Source organism: Bacillus sp. JJ722, assembly GCF_036963345.1.
GTDB lineage: Bacteria > Bacillota > Bacilli > Bacillales > DSM-1321 > Bacillus_AD.
In genome coordinates this window covers 1-16501 of the sequence record NZ_JBALMO010000062.1, presented here as the reverse complement: position 1 = coordinate 16501, position 16501 = coordinate 1, and the positions used below count along the sequence as shown (strand labels likewise).

Genomic DNA, 16501 nt, shown 5'->3' with positions numbered 1-16501 from the left:
ATTTTTATCGACTAGTTGACCATATAGAATAATTAAACGATTAAATTTGGTCAAGTTATCTTCTTTTTTATTATGTTGTTTATGTCTTTTTATTAAATTTTTCGTTTGACCAATGTATATATTTTTTTCCCCATCATAAACATAAACTACATCTCTATTTGACAACATATACTCAACAGTTTTAGAAATATGACTTAAGTCTAAACTGCCATTATCTAAAATATTTAAAACTATAGAATCATATTTTTTATTCATTAACTCTCTCCTTCTTAATATATATCATTTTTATGGTAGCATTCTCGAAAGTGGTGCTACCCCAATATACAGAACTTTCTACCGTCTATTAAGGTGATATAATATTGTGCAGATTATTCTTAATCTGGCACAATATTATAATCTCCGGATCCTCTAAATTACCCTCTCACTTTAACGTACGCTTAATATAATAATTAATTACGTGGATAACTCATACATGTTGTGCCTACGAAGATAGGATAATTCCAATAACCCAGACATTCTCGCTCTTTAAATGTTTCTTTAATTGCATCCCAAACGATTTTTTCAGCATCTCTCCCCTTCTTTTTTCTCATATAAGTTGAAACAAAATGCCCAGCCACATTCTCACCTTCTTCACTAAAATAGTACTATTTTATCACTTCTTACATTATAGCAACAAAATAGTATGTTGGGTGACGCTACCAAGACTTCATAAAATTAATAGTTGAACTTTTAAGCGTTTTGGTTATCAAACCAAACAGTCCTCTGAAAAATGTAAGAAGCAGAAAAGGCCTCCCAACAGTTTGGTATGTTGTTGAAAGGCTTTCTCATGTAATTTATTTAACACATTCAGAATTGTACGGACATTCTACGGTCAAATCCGTTTATAGCACTTCATTCAACAGTTACTTATGAATTGATAGTTGTACAGAAGTCATTGTATGATATGAAATTTAGTATTAAAAATCCACATTAAAAGAATGTATAAGACAATCAAAACATTGGTATATCAACAAAAGTAAAGGCTATGATTCGTTGTCGAAATCATAGCCTAAATAAGTGTTTATTTATTGTTTTGCACCTCAAAAAGAACCCGTTCTCTCAATAAGGCTTGATTTTATTTTATTTTATTTTATTAATCACTTTACGGATAAAACTTTCGGTTCTGTAATTTTTCTAAGTCTATAAATAGAAAAATTACATTTCAACTAAACAATTCCAGAATTTCTGTGTAATCGACCTCAGGATCAGGCATTAATATACCTCGCTCAATCGCATTGACCATGCGCTCTTCCTTGTCCTTTAAACGGTTATAAATACGCTCATCAATCGTATTTTTTCCGCCCTCCATGCCTTCAAGCATAAAATAATAATATTGCGTATAGTCGTCCTCACGTAAACCAAGTCGGTGAATACGGTCACGCGATTGTAGCATATGCGTTAAATTGAAGGAATACTCTAAATAAATCGCATCATGACATGTACGATGTAGCGACACAGACTCTGCTAACGTATGCGGGTTCGTAATAAGCACATCGATTTCCTGGCGCTTAAACGATTCAATAATTTCCTCGCGCTCAGACTGTGGTGTATTACCATAAATGACCTCAGCTCGAACACCTTTACGTGTCAGCTCCTCATACACCTTATCAATCGTATTTACAAACATGCACCAAATTAAGCATTGCTTACTCTCCTCATTTAACTCAAGCGCCAAATCTACAGCTGCCTTAAACTTTGATGACTTCTTCACCTGGCGAATAATGTTCATCTCTTCTTCTGAAAACGTAATAACATCTTTATCAAAGTTGTTAAACCAATTCGTCTGCGACTCCTCACCGTACATTTCAATACGGTCTATCCCCTTCAATAAAAGCTCTGGATTCGTAGACGCTTGAATAAGTCGAATATATAGATGTAGCGGATTGCCAGCATACTTACGATAAAGCAGTTCGATAATATCTTGCTCTAAAGGATTTGTTGGAACCTTAATAATGTCATCCGGATTTACTGGTGGCACGCTGAGCTCAGTCTTGGTTGTACGCCAAAAGAATGGATAAAGCTTATCGTTAATTTTTTCTACCTTTAACGCATCAGGATCGCGTAGCTCCGTTGCCTTAAAGTTAAAGAACTTTTTATATTCATCCGTATATAAAATATTTAAGAAATTATAAATATCCTCATATGTATTAGGAATCGGTGTACCTGTTAACACAAATTTATACGACGGCTTTTCAGCAATAATTTTCGCTACCTGAGCTCGCTTACTACGAACACCTTTAATTTTGTGTACCTCGTCAAATACGAGCATCGTACGCGCATCGATAATGCTGCACAAAATACTTTCATATTTTTGAAGAGACTCGTAGTTTATTAAAATTAAATTTTTGTTTAGCCCGTTAATTTCTAGCTCCATTACTGGGGCATCCTCATCGTGAATATCCAGCAAGCGCAGCTCCTTACTTTCTCCGAAGTTTTCATTAAACTCTAGCTTCCATGCGAGGAAGGAGTTTTTCGGACCAATCATAATGATACGGTCTACCTCGTTTACCTCTGGCGAATTTAGGTAGGCAAATACGCCATAAATCATCGACGTTTTCCCTGCCCCTGGTACAGAGAAGTTCCCAGCCTTTTTCATTTCCTGCATGTAAAACGAGCTCCACATTTGTCGTTCACGTAAAGGACGCACTATCTCTCGATCAACGATTTTCTTAAAGTGCTCGAACTTTTCTAATATACGCTCGTCCTGCGACTTTAATAAAACCGCATATTTTGAGCGCTCTTCAATCCAGTAAGCCTGCTGCTCTAAAAATAGCTTTAGTTCCTCGCTAACGATAAACGTGAAGCCTTTACGAGTTGCATAGCGCTCGAAGATTTTAATAATTCCATTCATCTCCATATAGTTTAAGCCGTTTTTAAAGTTCGGAAATTCACCATCTAAATATGGAATAAGCTTTTGTAGTGCATAGTCCTTCGCCTTTAATTCATAAGTCGTTAAATTGTTTTGAAGCAATAATTTTTCATTGTGTAGTGTTAAAATTAATGCATCTTCAATTAGCATTTCACTGTTCAATATGATCCTTCCTTTATCGAAAGAAATTATTTTTTCTTTAACCACATCATTAATCTCTTTAACGTATACAAGCTTCGATTGCATTTGATTTCTCCAGAGTGAATCAAACTCCTGTCTTGCTTGAATAAGCTTTTGTTGGTCAAAATGAGATGATAGCCATGATGTCGTTATATCAAACGACTCAAAATTATTTTCAATCGCCGCTGCTGTTTCATTGTTCGATCCAGTAAAGTAAATAATATTACCTTCCATATCCTCACATAGGCCGAACTTAGAGTGGAAAATACCTGACGTCTTAAAGCCAATCTTCACATCTACTTTCCCAATAGCAATGAGATAAGCTAAATTAAAAAAATTCACCTGCTCCTCAGGGCTGAGCTGCTGCTCGATTCGATCAAGCAGCTCAGTCGTCATTTCCTCACGAAGCATATAGCCGTTTTTAAGGAGCTCGAAATCCTCCTCGCTAATATCCTGAGAAATAATTAATCTCATACGACCGTTGTTAGCTATTAAGCCCTTTAAGCCCTTCGCATAGGAGGCGAGCGCCTTTGAGCTAAAATAACCGCTCACACGATCATATACTTTTGAAAGCTCTAGAACTGGATTATAAAATCCCTCTACGATATTATCGTTCGTCGTATAATACGATGGCTTTAACGGTATTTCTTTAAATACCAAGTTTTTCACCAATCGCTTTTGTTTTTTCGTTCATTGCGTTCACAATCTTTGCCAGCTTTTCCTTTGATTCCGCATCAAGACGAGCAACCTGATCTAAATCGATGCCCTCTACTGCTTTCATTGCTGTTTGCATTGAATCCACAGGCTGATCCTGAATTTTTGTAATTAACGTATCCTTAATTTTGTCGTCAATAAGCTTTTGAGATTTTTCCTTCACCTTTGACTTAGCGTTAATTTCACGAATCGTTTCCTTCGTTACATTTTCCTGATCCTGAAACGATTCGAACACGTCCTCTACTACTTCCTCGTAATCTTCTAAAAACTCCTCACGGTTCGAAGCACGTAAAATATTCTTTCCGATTTCACGAATATGGCGAGTTAAATCCCCTTTATGCGGAATGGCCATTGCTGCAAATAGCGCATTTTTCACGTTCATATATTCAACCTCATCCGATGCATCCTCTTTATTTAAAATGCCCATAATTTCTTGTAGAGGACCGTCTAAGCTTAATTCACGAGCAACGTAAAATTTACCCTCAGCATTGATGAATTCAAGGAACTCAACCATTAGGTTTGCCTTCTTCACCATTTTTTCAACTTCGCCCTTCTTCTTGTTCGTATTATGAGCATACTCCTCTACTGAGAAAAGCTTGTCGCTTACGATTACTGTATATATCTCTACAAGGTTATCGATTGGATCGTAGTCTACAGGACGCTCCTCCCCGTGCTGTAAATTAAGCTCTAAACGCTTAATATCTGTATCTGTTAGACCGTCCTCCTGATTTAAAATAACCGCCTCAAAGTAAAGGTTTGTGCCATCCTCCTGATTAATTAAACGAATACAAGTAAAGCGGCGATTTCCATCAATTACGCGACCATCGTTTAATACAACACCTGGTAAGCGTTGACCGAACATTTTAATATTATTTTTCGTTTCATTCAGCGCATTTTTATTTGAATCGATTATGTATTGCTGAAGAATATTGTTGTAAGCTTCCTTATCACTTAAATCGAGCTTATTGCCCTCAGATTCATAGCGATTAATAGAGCTAATAATACGACCGTTGCGATCATTGTAATGTAAGTATTCTACTGGAATTCGATATACCGGATAGCTGCTCGTCTTCCCTTTAATCGTTAGCTTACGAGTGCCATCTGTTTTTTCGATAATATTTTGATCAATTAGCTTTTTTAAATTTAAATTACTCATTTAGTAAAACTCCTTAATTATAAATTTCATTTAAGAACATTTCTTTATTTAAATAGAATGTCGACATTTCAGGCGAGTAGTAAACAGCTGTTTTTTGTAGCGTGGCAATGACCTTATGTACATGTAGCTGAATACCGAATTTATTCTTCACTAGCTGTAGCAAATCTTCAGCCGCAATAGACTCAAACTGCTCGATAATATGGTGTAAAAATGTCGAAAGCGTTACGTCCTCATCCTGGACAATTAAAATATAATTCGTTGCAAGTGTAATCGCTCGAATACTCTCATCAGTCCATAAAATGCGCTCATAAAAAATCGGCTCAAATCCAATATCAAATAACGGATGCGTAAAGCCTTCACTACGAATTTGCTTTAACGTGAAATAATTTGCCTCACCTACGAAAGTCTTCACCTGATTTTTAAAATCGTGAATTTGCTGAAGAGTTACGCCTGCCTGCTCTAAGCGTGTTAGCGAAATATGTTCATCATCACTAATTTTAAAAATTTGATTACTTTTTTCTAAATCATAAACCGCCTTGGCAAAAATCTGCGTTTTATGAATTGGATGGCGTGGATTTTTGAAAAAGTCCTTTTCTAAAATCTTCTGTGTGAAATAGCGTTCAATATTTCGATATTCATATTTGACGATAAACTGCCCCTTCAACGTATATCCAAACTTATTAAATAATATATTATTTACTAGTCTGGGCGAGAAATCGCTAATGACTTGAGAGCCTACCTGTACAATCTCATTGAGTATGTAGATATCGTTCACTAATAGCGATTGTAAATATTGTAGCTCCTCGTCCGTTACCTCAGCCTGCTCTACTTGAATACAATCATTCTGAACATATTCATAAAGGTACATTTGAATATAGCTTCTCAATGAATTGATACGAAGACCATACATTTCATGTACAAACTCGAGAAACTCATCAATATGAACGGGCGCAAACTCTCGGAATAAATTAATAATGAATTCCTTTTTGTCACTAATACCAATCGAAAACTCGGGCATTCTTCCATAGGTTACGCCACCTACATTTAAGAAACGACGATACAGGTTATGTAGTTCATTTTCATTACGGATATCGATATAATCCATCAAGTTTTTATTTTCCTTGTACACCTTGAGCATATTGTAGGCTCCGGGTGGAAGATCTAAAAGAAGTTGCTCAACCTGCTGGATTTCCTCGTCCGTAATTTGCTCAAAGTCATAAAAGCGGTAGCGCTGATTGCGATCCTGTAAAACATAGCTGCATCGATCACTAAAGCCTCGTACCTCATTAAAGGTGCTAAATAAATTTTCATCTAAATTGTGATCGATTAGATATTGCTTTATATGATTTAACATTTCCTCATCATTTGTAGACTCCTGTCCGTAGCGATACAGGACCTCGAGAAAGATGTTTGGCTTCGAAAGGGCGCACACTTTATTTTGGAAATTAATAAACGAACTATTATTTTCAAGCAATATTTGAAGCTGCTCCTCTGTAAAAGGATATTGACCTATACTATCAATAATATTTTCATTCCCCTTACGACAACGGAGCGAAAGGAAGTTATAGACGTACTCCTCCTCATTGAAGAGCTTCAAAAATAACTCCTTCGGGCAATCAAAATGCTTATAAAAATGGGCATACTTCGCCTCTTCCTCAGTAAAGCTAATTTTACTAATCGCACTTTTTTCTTTATTATTAATTGCCTGACGAGTTACGCCGAGCTCCTCCGCAATCTCCTGAAGTGTCTTCCCTGAAATGCGCTCAATTAAAATATCCTTATTTCGAATTGTCGATTGCTCTCCAATGTAAAAGCTTAAATCTTTATATTTTTTTCTGTACCTTATTCCGTCTGTATAAAGCAACTGTTTTTCTATAAAACTTTTAATAATATCCTCATTTACATTCGGAATCGACTCTGACAGCTCAAGAAGCGTGAACATTTGTCCATCTGCAAGCATTGATAAATAGGCCTCTAGCTGCTCCTCCGCAATTTGCATCTCATCCTTATATTGATTAAACGGAATGCCCTCTATATGATGCAGTTTTAATAGCTCACCATACGCATCCATAATGCGATTATAGGCCAATTCCTTCGCGCCAGTTTTCGCATAAAATTCGTCATACGATAACAAATTTAAATTCTGTAACGTAATGCCATGTTGAAGAAGCATATTAATATGGCTTTCAGAAAGACCGTGCACAATTAAATGCTTTACCGACAGCTTCGATAGCTCTTCCTCTCCGATTTCGAACAACGCGGTCGTAATTTTGTTCATCATAACCTTCTTATTTCCAAGCTGCTCGTATAAAAATGGCGTTTCCTGTATAAAATCATTTGCTGTTAGCTCAGCATCGATTAATTTTTTTAATGTAGGGAACGTTGTGACCCCTAATGCATGATACAAACTATATTTTTCATCATATTCGTATGTCATCATTATCATCCTCGACTAATATAGTTTAAATAATGTTCCTTCGTGTGAAATAGCATCTGTAATTGCTCGCTATAATAGGGATTATCCTTATAACCCTTCAAGCTACTATTAAGCTTTGTATATGGTATTTCGACTAAAAAGGTTTCTTCAAACATTGAAATAAATTCATCCAATGAAATATTAGTATATTGCATCAACAAATTGCTAATTAAATCGCTAGCACTTGCTGATGCGGCCTTCACAAATAATTGAACGCCACCAAGCTTTACGCCCTTAATCCGACCTGGTCTATTAAGAAGTGATTCATAAAAGGATTGCTCGAAACCTAAATAAAATAGCTCATGTTCAAACCCTGCTTTTCGTAAGGAAGCCATCGTAAAATAGCTGCCTCTTTTAACAAACACTTCAGCTTGTTTTACAAAATCCTCAAACAATTCCTTCGAAATGTTAGCTTGCTGAATCGCTGTGATGGTTAAATATTCGTTATCCGCAATATAGAACAGCCTGTAATCATTTTCTAAGTTTTCTAGCTTACGACCTATAAAAGCAGTTTGCCAAATTGGATCTTTTGGTAATGTAAAATAACGTCCAGCAAATATAACTTCCTCTAAATATTCGTCTACTGAACTATACTTAACTGATAGAATAAACGGTGGCTTTATTGAATAGCCAATTTCATTTAGCTTTTCTTCCTTTAAATCAAATTCTGTAAACTGCTCGTCTATACTGGTTGCAATAGAGGCTACCTGTGAAATTAAATAAAGTGGCTCTTGTAAATGACTTTTAAGCTCCAAAAAGTTAAAATTCGATTCCGATTTTTTATTGGTTAATTGATCTAAATCAAGTGTCGGTATATCCTTCAATATTTCATAGACGAACGAATTGTTAAACCAATACGCCTGCTTCGTTATTAGCTGTCCGTCTGGGAGGTCTGTTACATCCTTCGCATTCGATGCCTTCGGACGAACGTGCATCATCTTGGTTTCCGCCTGGCCGGGCAAATTATTTTCAATAAAAACTTTTTCACCAACCATTTTCGGCTTAAGCTGCACACCTTCACGTAAAATCGATCTAAGCGTACTCCAAAACTGATGAAGTTCCGTTTCGATAAGCTCCTCAGGCATTGTCCACCATTTCGCTCCCTTAAAATAAAGCGTATCGCCTACATATTGAAACACGACAAAGAAAAAGCTCGTCGTCGAAAACTTTCGCTTTAAAAAGCTGGTGTCCCACTCTTCTTCCGCCACTTCCATAAAGCGAATTTGCTCAAAGGACATCGATTCCTTCGGAACACCTTTTTCCTTTAGACGAACAGCCTTCACAACCGTTTGATGATTTTTTTTGAGCTCTACTGAATTTATGCCAGCCTGCTCGAGCATTGCATTCGATATCGTTGAATATAGAGAATGGGCACCAATTAAGGAAGAGTTAATACCTAGCACTCGTCCTATATCGTCCAGACTATGTCCTCGGAAACGATTTAATTGTTTTATTATGAAGGGGATATTTAACATAAAACCACCACCTCTATTAATTTGTTTCATAATTATCCAATTACTTTTAACATTATTACNNTACACTTATTTTAATTATTTTCATAGATTTATAGGCAAACCCATTAGTAGTTCTTCCCATATATGTTAATAGTACAATTCAATCCATTTTAATAAATATTGCCTATTATAGTTGTACCATTGTGAACATAGTAAATATTTCTTCCCGTTCACTACAATTGGGGTTTTATAGTATCTATTACGACCTTTATGATCTTTCTTTTGTTGGTCAACATCACTCATATAATTAATTTCTTTTAACAATGGGTAGTTTAAATTCAATGTACTTTTTGAATACTCCTGTGTTTGTAACAACTGTATTTCCGTTATAGGAATTTTATTGCTTTCAAGTATTTTTTTCAGTACTGTTTGTGCTATGACTCCTTCTTTTTTTTCAGATATCCCCTCTATATCAGCTTTAATTTGTTTTTTAGTAATTATAAATTTTTCCTCTCCAAAAGTACTTTGCTCTAACCCTTTCGCAATTGTATCTTTAATCTTATCAGAAAGTTTTTGACTCTCATGCATCATTCTATGTAGTTTCTCACAATTTTCCCAATGTTTTTCCCATAAATCTTTACCGACCATTTCCTGAAACTGAAAATTTAATCTTGTTGGTCTACACCTAGCTTCATATTCTTCTAAATGGTTTATGATAACATTTAAATTTCGGATGTTACGAGTCTTAGGGGACAGCTTTGCATCACTGAGAATCCAATCTCTCCAATAGGAATTTCCCTTAGATTGATTACACTTACCACAAGCTGGGACTAAGTTATGTATCTCCGAAATATAACCAGTAGGTCTTTTATTATGAATTAATGGACGGAAATGGTCCCACTCAGTATAGTTGCCACCACAATAAGCGCATCTAATAGAAGCATTCATTCCAAGAATTTCAAGAACAATTCTAATTTCCTTATCAGTAGGTACTATACAAGGAATAATTCCATTAACAAACGCATTAGTTATACTGGATGTTCGCCCAGTAATCTTTACTGGTGTAGGCATTTTAAACAAATTTGTTACGTCCATAACACCCTCCAAAAGTACAATATCATTCGTATTTTTATTCTATAGGACCGCTTCAAAAAACATAACTATATATGTTTAAGGTATTTAGGATTAACTTTAAGTCGCGTATTTAAATGATGCTTCATCCAATAATAATTATCTCTGTCATAATTATTGTTACAAATTAATGTAAACTCATCCCTTAACACTACGTTCTCAAACATAAAATAATCTCTATTTTTTTGACCACTTAACATACTCATAAAAGAAAAACCATAAGTTGAATAATTATTGATACCCGCTGTTCCCTTTGGGATAATATTTGCTATTTCTTTTATAGTAAAATCTTTTGTAATGTCCTTCCGTTGCTTTTCAACTTCCACTAATAAACTTACAAATAGTTTATCTGCATTGACATGGTTTTCAATATTTGTTGTACTAAACAGTTTAGATTCTGAACATTCCCAATCAAAAGCACCTATTTATGACTCCCCCCTTTAGATTTTAATAATTACTTATTTCCCGATTAATTCTTTTTCAAAGGTAAACTTTGTTACATACTTGTTTGATATTACTTTTTGATCTGATACGAACGTTACACTATATCTAGCTCTAGTTAATGCAACATATAAGCCAGCCTTTGACTTCAGACTACTTATTGCAAGGTAATCATTTTGTAAAAACTTCTTAATTGGCCCATTAACAAGAATAAGAACTCTTACTAAAGTCAGCCCCTTTGACTTGCCAAAATTTAATGGCTTTAAATTATCTGGACTTTTAGTTCTTTTATCATATCTTAAAACTACTGGCTTATATTGTTCTATATATTCCTGTAAGTCATGACTTCTAATATAAAAACCCCATCATGACCGATTATATGTTTGTTGAAGTGGTATGAGGCATTTCAGGATAAAGCGAATCAGCTATATCGCATATTAGTTGGTTACCCCTATTACACTCAGTCTTAAAATAAATGGAACAAATTTCTTGTTCTTCCCACTCGGCAAATAAATTGAATATATTGGTACCCTTATATTTTTTATTCTTTCTTCCGTTATTTACGAGATACTGCTCTCTTTTTTGCGTAATCCATACTTCCTTCAAATTGGAACGCTCCAATATATTTATCACCAATCCTTATACGATTCTTCAATTCTAAACAGCTGAAGCGTTTCTTTCGACATGTTGTAATAGAGGGACACACCGCCAGTTCCGCTTGTTTTTGAATATAATAAAATAGTGGAGTTTCCTTAAAACAGGATTAATCGAGATGTGTTATTAACTCCTCCTCTATTCATAGTTATACCTTAACTAACAGTTTAATCCTATCTGGCCTTAAATGAGAGATACACTTGCTCTAAAAATGCTATAAACTTATCATTATTAAAATTGTAATAAGCTAGATTATCATCACAGAACATCAAATGTATAGCATCCCTATTTTTATTTATCCAAAAGCAAGTTTCTCTCTTCTTATTTCGTTTTAATGGAAGCTGGGTTAACTGCTTGATATCTTCCTCTTGTATACTGTTTGCCTTAACGTCAATAACAACAATTAAATGCGGTGAATGCTCATCTGGTTTATCATTCATATCAATCATCATCCATCGTTTATTAGGTACACTGTTTAAAAATATCGAATACCCTTCTTTTCTACTAAACTCTAGATCAATATCATAATTAGTCGCTACTGTTTTTATAAAAGCAGTATTTATTTTCTTAGGATAGGAGTGATTAAACATTTATGAACCCTCCACTCTAATAAAACTGGATTTCCATATCTAATTCATATAAAACTACTAAATATCTCTTCTTTAACATTCACCCTTAAAAACAATCACTATGGAATAATTCCTGACAAACTCCTTTTGGATTTTGATTTCCTTCCCTATCTCAGTAAGGATTTCTATCCCCTTCCTATGCGCTGAAACCCCAAAATTTAGCTATTCAAACTCGAAAGGTAGCATAATCCTCACTTTTTTGTATCTATCTTATTGTCCCAAATTAAGCTCTTCTAAAACGATGATGTTGATACTTCATCAAAAGAAAAAAGATTATTTTTGAATGGCACCAACCATGGCGTAGTTAAATGTTCCACTAAAATAAAGTGTCAAACTACAATTTATCTTGCTTATGGTAGGCATAATTAATCAAGTCTTCAATCGTTAAAATTGGATTTTCGCTCTCTAATTTTTCTAGTGGAATATAAGCTTCGTGTTGTTTTAGTTTATGTCTTCTTATTTTCCTGATGTCAAAGTCTAGCCTTTCTTGTAATTCGATTTGTTTTTGTTTTCCAATTGTTGAGATTGGATGGCCTGGATCCACGTGTAGAATGAGAGATTGTAAACTCCCTCCATGTAAAGTCGCAAACTTTCTTTGTTTTTCCCTATAATAACCGATTACAAGCTCCTTATTTGCGTCTTTGAATGACACTCCTGGTAACTGAAAAAGGTATTCGTGAATTTTTGTAGCCACAGATTCTTCTTTAAAATGTCTTAATTTATTTGTCAATTATATTCTCCTCCCATCAATATCCTATAGAATTTTCAAAAATATAGTTTACTCTATTATTCCATCATTTCCACATATCAGCAAGAAAGACATAGGGCTATTTCACTAATCAGTTTTGAATTCTATAGGTCTCTTCTTCTTAATCCCATGAAATCCATTCAACATTTCAGCACTTATATGGTTAATAGGTATTATCCGTTCAACTATTACTCCTCAAAAAAATCCCCCTTCGGCAGATTAAGAAGGGTGGTTATTTTTTCACTATTTGGCTTACTATCACATCTCAAATTACTGATTTTGAGTAAAGAGCCTTTTATAAATTTGAAGGTCCTTATTTTGTTAAACTTTTATCAAGATGAAGAAGCAGAACATGACCTCTACGCTGCAAGCGTATGGGATATGATCTCTTATATTTTAGGTTTTGAGGAGCTGTACAAGCGATAATATGATTTGGTATTTCCGTTAGTTTTCTATAGTGTGTGAAAATGTTGATTTATAGGCGTTTTTGAAATTCTTAAAGTATAAAATCTTAAAACTTTTCAAAGGTTGTTGGTTAGACTACTTCCTCTTCAATTCTACGTACTTTTTGATATATTTTTTCCTCGATAAATTTATGGTTTTATAAAATGAATCGGATAATTCCAAATTCACTCCACTAAGTATCAAGCTGAGCCAACCTTCAGTTTCACAATCCTTTTCAGAAAAACATTGCCATCAAACTTATTGCCTTTTACAAATGATATTTATCCAAAGTATGTTAAGAATGATATATTATTAGGTTTTAGGTTTTCTCGAGTGAAAAAAGAAATGGTTTCGTTACAAATTGTTTAATGAAATATAGATCATCTTTCTAGAAAATTAGATGTTTTGAAGTGAAATCAAATTATTGTTAACTGATTAGTATTTTCCATTTTCCCCATACACTCTAAGTTAACCAACTATGTAATAACCTGTATAATAGACTAGTTATCAGTGTATTTAAGGAGAACAAACATCTATATGAATAAGGTAAATAAACGAATACTTTCAATAGCAAATCCTACATTAGCCACAGAATGGCATCCTTCAAAAAATGGAGATTTAACTCCTCATGACATAACCATCGGATCAGGAAAAAAAGTGTGGTGGTTTTGTTCTAAAAATCCACAACATGAATGGGAAGCTAAAGTTCTTAATAGAGGAAAAGGAAACGGCTGCCCATATTGTAGTGGCAATAAGGTTTCCCAAGACAACTCCTTACAAACACTTAATCCTAAGCTTGCGAAAGAATGGCATCCTAGTAAGAATGGTACACTCACACCAAATGAAGTCACAACAGGTTCTAATAGAAAGGTTTGGTGGTTATGTCCGAAGAATGAGTCGCACAGTTGGCAAGCTGTTATTTCTAGTAGGCATACTGGAGGTCACGGGTGTCCGTATTGTTCAGGTAAATTAGCTTCAGAGGAAAATAGTTTAGCTACTCTTAATCCAATGCTTGCAAGAGAATGGCATCCCAGCAAAAATAGTAGAAAAACGCCAAACGACTTTACTGTTAATTCAGGAAAAAAAGTGTGGTGGCAGTGTCATATCAATCCACTACATGAGTGGCAAGCTGTTATCGCAAGTAGAAATAATGGACACGGTTGTCCTGAATGCGGTAGAGAAAAAACTGAAAAATCTCGAAAAAAAATCATTGAAGAAAAAAGCCTAGGCTTACTACGGCCAGATTTCCTGAATGAATGGCACTATGAACATAACCAGGATATCTCCCCTTTTTCAATAGCTTCTAAATCGTCAAAACGGGTTTGGTGGAGATGTTCAGTAAATCAAGAACATGAGTGGAAAACAACCATTTCAGCACGTGTAAATGGAAGTAAATGTCCTTATTGTATTGGACGATTATCTACTCCATTCACTAGTCTTGCTTTTGTAAACCCTTTGTTAGCTGATGAATGGCATCCCAAAAAGAACAAAGGATTAACTCCTGACGACGTGATGCCTAGTTCAGGAAAAAAAGTTTGGTGGCAATGTCAGTTTAACCCTGACCATACCTGGCAAGCAACTATAGCAAACCGCCATGGAAGGGGCGATAGATGTCCACACTGCCATTCAGCTACATCCTTTTCTGAACAAGCTATTTTGTTCTACTTAGAACAAAGCTTTCTAAACATTTCTAATCGAGAAATGTTTAAAGACGATACGGATAAAAAAGAAGTAGATATATATATTCCTTCCATCTTTTTAGGTATTGAATTTGATGGTTATTATTATCATGAAAATAGAGTCATTCAAGATAAGGAAAAGAACAAGTTTTTAAGTGACATTGGTATACAACTCATCCGGATTAGGGAAAAACCTTTAAAAGAAATGCAAGACTTCTCTTGCGTGAACCACTTGGTAGAGCCTAATAATTTTGATCAACTAGAAAAAGCCATTCTTTTCATTATGAATTATATACTTGAAAATTACACCCTTACTGAGATAGTAAAACTTTCTATTAAGCGTACAAAAGAAAATGTAAATATAAAAGAAGACCGTTTTAAAATCTACGAACAATATAGTTTACATAACAAAGAGAAGAATTTAAATGACCTCTACCCTGAAATTTCAAAAGAATGGCATCCAAACAAAAATGGAAAGCTTAAGTCCAACCATGTCACTTACGCTTCTAATAAAGTAGTCTGGTGGATATGTCCTAAAAAACATGAATATCAAAAAAGTGTAAGTAATAGAACATCAAATAAGCGTAAAGGGGGTTGTCCTTATTGTGCGGGGAAACTTGTAGATTCTACAAACAGTTTAGCTGCTGTGAATCCTACTTTGGCAAAAGATTGGCATCCCACTCTAAATAATGACTTAACACCACACGATGTAGTTCCAGGAAGTCAAAAGAAAGTCTGGTGGATATGTGGTACAAATCCTAATCACCTATGGGAAGCATTAATAAATAGTAGAAACAGAGGAAAAGGTTGCCCCTATTGTACAGGAAGGAAGATCGGATTAGACAACTCTTTGTTAGCAAAGAATCCAGAAGCTGCAATATTATGGCATCCTATTAAAAATGGTGAATTATCCTCTTCTGATGTAGCGCCTAATTCACATCTACGAGTTTGGTGGCAATGCACGACGAATCATAAGCACGAATGGGAAGCAATCATATCACACATTAATAAAGGTAGTGGCTGCCCTGAATGTGCAAAAGTGGTTCGTAAACAGAGAGCATTAGAAACAAAGGCCCTTACACAATTTATAAAACTTCAAGAGTTGGCCAAAGAGAAAGAAGGACTCCTACTCTCTACTAATTATCTAGGTGCAAGAGTAGACCACGATTGGAAATGTAAAAAAGGCCATGAATTTCAAATGAAACCCAGAAATTTAATCGAAAAACAATCATGGTGTCCAACCTGCAAAGAAACAAGGTAGTTCATTAACCCCCAAATAGATGTTTTGGGGGTTACTCTGCCGATAGTGTTTAGTCTATAACTTTCTCTAATACAATTCGTTCTTTAAATCCTCCTCGTTTTTCTAACTTATTAGCCTTTATCATTAACACCTTATCCATATTTAAATGAAAAGCGTGTGCTATCCCATCTATTACTTCTAAAATATCAGCTAACTCTTCTTCGTTAGGCGTAACTTTAAACTCTTCTAATTCTTCTAATAATTTATGAAGCAACAACGGTTTAACCTCTTCTTCCGTAGCAACATAAGTAAACGGTACGTTGTTATTCTCCTTAATAATTTGTGGTATGTAATCCCTTACTAATTTGTTATATATTTTTTCAGTCATTTGATATCCCCCTATCCCTTAAATGAAATCCAAAACTTTTTAACGTAATCTTTTTCAATTGCGATTTGGAGTTGATCGTAATCCTTCGTGCTACTTTTCATACGTAGTAGCAGCTGCTTATTTCTCTCTTCTAAACGTTCCACATCTTCTTCAGATGGCAGGCGATTAGATTTCTCTGAGTTTTCCCCTTTATGGCAGTATACTAAATTCCATAAGTCATCCGAAAACATATAAGACCATGGAATAACATGATCAACAG

13 protein-coding genes are annotated in these 16501 nt (G+C 34.8%); 1 reads left to right on the top strand and 12 read right to left on the bottom strand.

The window, feature by feature from the left end; all coding sequences use genetic code 11:
* The 10 genes from V7014_RS09370 to V7014_RS09325 form a co-directional block, all read right to left on the bottom strand.
* Positions 1-255: GIY-YIG nuclease family protein (locus V7014_RS09370; protein ID WP_335506428.1), on the bottom strand; the 255-nt coding region annotated here is incomplete at its 3' end.
* 194 nt (positions 256-449) lie between these two features.
* Positions 450-617 (bottom strand): hypothetical protein, encoded by a 168-nt coding sequence (locus tag V7014_RS09365; protein WP_335506425.1) that lies wholly within the window; start codon positions 615-617, stop codon positions 450-452.
* 584 nt (positions 618-1201) lie between these two features.
* The gene (locus tag V7014_RS09360; protein WP_335506423.1) at positions 1202-3757 is read right to left on the bottom strand and encodes an SNF2-related protein; all 2556 of its coding nucleotides are present in this window, start codon (positions 3755-3757) and stop codon (positions 1202-1204) included.
* Positions 3738-4958 (bottom strand): hypothetical protein, encoded by a 1221-nt coding sequence (locus tag V7014_RS09355; RefSeq protein ID WP_335506421.1) that lies wholly within the window; start codon positions 4956-4958, stop codon positions 3738-3740. The genes V7014_RS09360 and V7014_RS09355 overlap by 20 nt, the downstream gene beginning before the upstream one ends.
* A gap of 13 nt (positions 4959-4971) precedes the next feature.
* Positions 4972-7395, bottom strand: a complete 2424-nt coding sequence (locus V7014_RS09350; RefSeq protein ID WP_335506419.1) for a hypothetical protein — start codon at positions 7393-7395, stop codon at positions 4972-4974.
* 5 nt (positions 7396-7400) lie between these two features.
* Entirely contained in the window at positions 7401-8909 is a 1509-nt protein-coding gene (locus V7014_RS09345; RefSeq protein WP_335506418.1) for a hypothetical protein, read from the bottom strand.
* Positions 8910-9035: 126 nt separating this feature from the next.
* On the bottom strand, positions 9036-9983 hold the full coding sequence (locus tag V7014_RS09340; RefSeq protein ID WP_335506416.1) for an HNH endonuclease: 948 nt from the start codon (positions 9981-9983) through the stop codon (positions 9036-9038).
* Between the two features lie 65 nt (positions 9984-10048).
* A complete protein-coding gene (locus V7014_RS09335) occupies positions 10049-10345 on the bottom strand; it encodes a hypothetical protein (protein ID WP_335506414.1) in 297 nt (98 codons plus the stop codon).
* 942 nt (positions 10346-11287) lie between these two features.
* Positions 11288-11704 (bottom strand): hypothetical protein, encoded by a 417-nt coding sequence (locus tag V7014_RS09330; protein WP_335506412.1) that lies wholly within the window; start codon positions 11702-11704, stop codon positions 11288-11290.
* Positions 11705-12077: 373 nt separating this feature from the next.
* Positions 12078-12473 (bottom strand): hypothetical protein, encoded by a 396-nt coding sequence (locus V7014_RS09325; protein WP_335506410.1) that lies wholly within the window; start codon positions 12471-12473, stop codon positions 12078-12080.
* 999 nt (positions 12474-13472) lie between these two features.
* On the opposite strand from V7014_RS09325, the gene V7014_RS09320 reads away from it, so the two are divergent.
* Positions 13473-15875 (top strand): zinc-ribbon domain-containing protein, encoded by a 2403-nt coding sequence (locus V7014_RS09320; RefSeq protein ID WP_335506409.1) that lies wholly within the window; start codon positions 13473-13475, stop codon positions 15873-15875.
* Between the two features lie 49 nt (positions 15876-15924).
* On the opposite strand, the gene V7014_RS09315 is transcribed toward V7014_RS09320, so the two are convergent.
* Both V7014_RS09315 and V7014_RS09310 read right to left on the bottom strand, forming a co-directional pair.
* Positions 15925-16242, bottom strand: coding sequence for a nucleoside triphosphate pyrophosphohydrolase (locus V7014_RS09315; protein ID WP_335506407.1), 318 nt, complete (start codon positions 16240-16242; stop codon positions 15925-15927).
* Positions 16243-16253: 11 nt separating this feature from the next.
* On the bottom strand, positions 16254-16501 hold a 248-nt coding region (locus tag V7014_RS09310; RefSeq protein ID WP_335506405.1), incomplete at its 5' end, for an HNH endonuclease domain-containing protein.

What these genes read in the sequence shown, in the direction of transcription:
- V7014_RS09315 (WP_335506407.1), bottom strand. Translation starts at nt 16,242, where the DNA reads ATGACTGAAAAAATATATAACAAATTAGTAAGGGATTACATACCACAA.
- V7014_RS09345 (WP_335506418.1), bottom strand. Translation starts at nt 8,909, where the DNA reads ATGTTAAATATCCCCTTCATAATAAAACAATTAAATCGTTTCCGAGGA.
- V7014_RS09320 (WP_335506409.1), top strand. Translation starts at nt 13,473, where the DNA reads ATGAATAAGGTAAATAAACGAATACTTTCAATAGCAAATCCTACATTA.
- V7014_RS09350 (WP_335506419.1), bottom strand. Translation starts at nt 7,395, where the DNA reads ATGACATACGAATATGATGAAAAATATAGTTTGTATCATGCATTAGGG.
- V7014_RS09340 (WP_335506416.1), bottom strand. Translation starts at nt 9,983, where the DNA reads ATGGACGTAACAAATTTGTTTAAAATGCCTACACCAGTAAAGATTACT.
- V7014_RS09355 (WP_335506421.1), bottom strand. Translation starts at nt 4,958, where the DNA reads ATGAGTAATTTAAATTTAAAAAAGCTAATTGATCAAAATATTATCGAA.
- V7014_RS09330 (WP_335506412.1), bottom strand. Translation starts at nt 11,704, where the DNA reads ATGTTTAATCACTCCTATCCTAAGAAAATAAATACTGCTTTTATAAAA.